This window comes from Streptomyces griseus (genome assembly GCF_001715295.1).
GTDB classification, from domain to species: Bacteria; Actinomycetota; Actinomycetes; order Streptomycetales; family Streptomycetaceae; genus Streptomyces; species Streptomyces griseus_G.
In genome coordinates this window covers 3,075-4,924 of record NZ_MDKB01000001.1, presented here as the reverse complement: position 1 = coordinate 4,924, position 1,850 = coordinate 3,075, and the positions used below count along the sequence as shown (strand labels likewise).

Annotated in this window: 1 rRNA gene (only partly in view); it reads right to left on the bottom strand. The window is 56.1% G+C overall.

The features are described from left to right. Positions 1-21: 21 nt before the first annotated feature. Positions 22-1,850 (bottom strand): 23S ribosomal RNA (locus tag BA175_RS00010) (it continues 631 nt past the right edge of the window).

Below are 1,850 nucleotides of genomic sequence, written 5' to 3'. Positions count from 1 at the left end.
AACACAGTGGACGCGAGCAACTGAGGACAAGCCCTCGGCCTATTAGTACCAGTCAGCTCCACCCGTTACCGGGCTTCCACATCTGGCCTATCAACCCAGTCGTCTACTGGGAGCCTTAACCACTCAAGGTGGTGGGAATACTCATCTTGAAGCAGGCTTCCCGCTTAGATGCTTTCAGCGGTTATCCTTTCCGAACGTAGCCAACCAGCCATGCCCTTGGCAGGACAACTGGCACACCAGAGGTTCGTCCGTCCCGGTCCTCTCGTACTAGGGACAGCCCTTCTCAATATTCCTACGCGCACAGCGGATAGGGACCGAACTGTCTCACGACGTTCTAAACCCAGCTCGCGTACCGCTTTAATGGGCGAACAGCCCAACCCTTGGGACCGACTCCAGCCCCAGGATGCGACGAGCCGACATCGAGGTGCCAAACCATCCCGTCGATATGGACTCTTGGGGAAGATCAGCCTGTTATCCCCGGGGTACCTTTTATCCGTTGAGCGACAGCGCTTCCACAAGCCACTGCCGGATCACTAGTCCCGACTTTCGTCCCTGCTCGACCCGTCGGTCTCACAGTCAAGCTCCCTTGTGCACTTACACTCAACACCTGATTGCCAACCAGGCTGAGGGAACCTTTGGGCGCCTCCGTTACTCTTTAGGAGGCAACCGCCCCAGTTAAACTACCCATCAGACACTGTCCCTGATCCGGATCACGGACCCAGGTTAGACATCCAGCACGACCAGAGTGGTATTTCAAGGACGACTCCACAACCACTGGCGTGGCCGCTTCAAAGTCTCCCACCTATCCTACACAAGCCGAACCGAACACCAATATCAAACTATAGTAAAGGTCCCGGGGTCTTTCCGTCCTGCTGCGCGAAACGAGCATCTTTACTCGTAGTGCAATTTCACCGGGCCTATGGTTGAGACAGTCGAGAAGTCGTTACGCCATTCGTGCAGGTCGGAACTTACCCGACAAGGAATTTCGCTACCTTAGGATGGTTATAGTTACCACCGCCGTTTACTGGCGCTTAAGTTCTCAGCTTCGCACACCCGAAAGTGCACTAACCGGTCCCCTTAACGTTCCAGCACCGGGCAGGCGTCAGTCCGTATACATCGCCTTACGGCTTCGCACGGACCTGTGTTTTTAGTAAACAGTCGCTTCTCGCTGGTCTCTGCGGCCACCCCCAGCTCACCGAGTAAATCGGATCACCAAAGATGGCCCCCCTTCTCCCGAAGTTACGGGGGCATTTTGCCGAGTTCCTTAACCATAGTTCACCCGAACGCCTCGGTATTCTCTACCTGACTACCTGAGTCGGTTTAGGGTACGGGCCGCCATGAAACTCGCTAGAGGCTTTTCTCGACAGCATAGGATCATCCACTTCACCACAATCGGCTCGGCATCAGGTCTCAGACTTCATGCACGACGGATTTACCTACCGTGCGTCCTACACCCTTACCCCGGGACAACCACCGCCCGGGCTGGACTACCTTCCTGCGTCACCCCATCGCTTACCTAATACAAGTCTGGTTCGTCGGCTCCACCACTACCCTCAACTCCGAAGAGATCGGGCCGGCTTCACGGACTTAGCATCGCCTGATTCAGTACTGGGCGTTTCAAAGCGGGTACCGGAATATCAACCGGTTGTCCATCGACTACGCCTGTCGGCCTCGCCTTAGGTCCCGACTTACCCTGGGCAGATCAGCTTGACCCAGGAACCCTTAGTCAATCGGCGCACACGTTTCTCACGTGTGTATCGCTACTCATGCCTGCATTCTCACTCGTGAACCGTCCACAACTCGCTTCCGCGGCTGCTTCACCCGGCACACGACGCTCCCCTACCCATCCA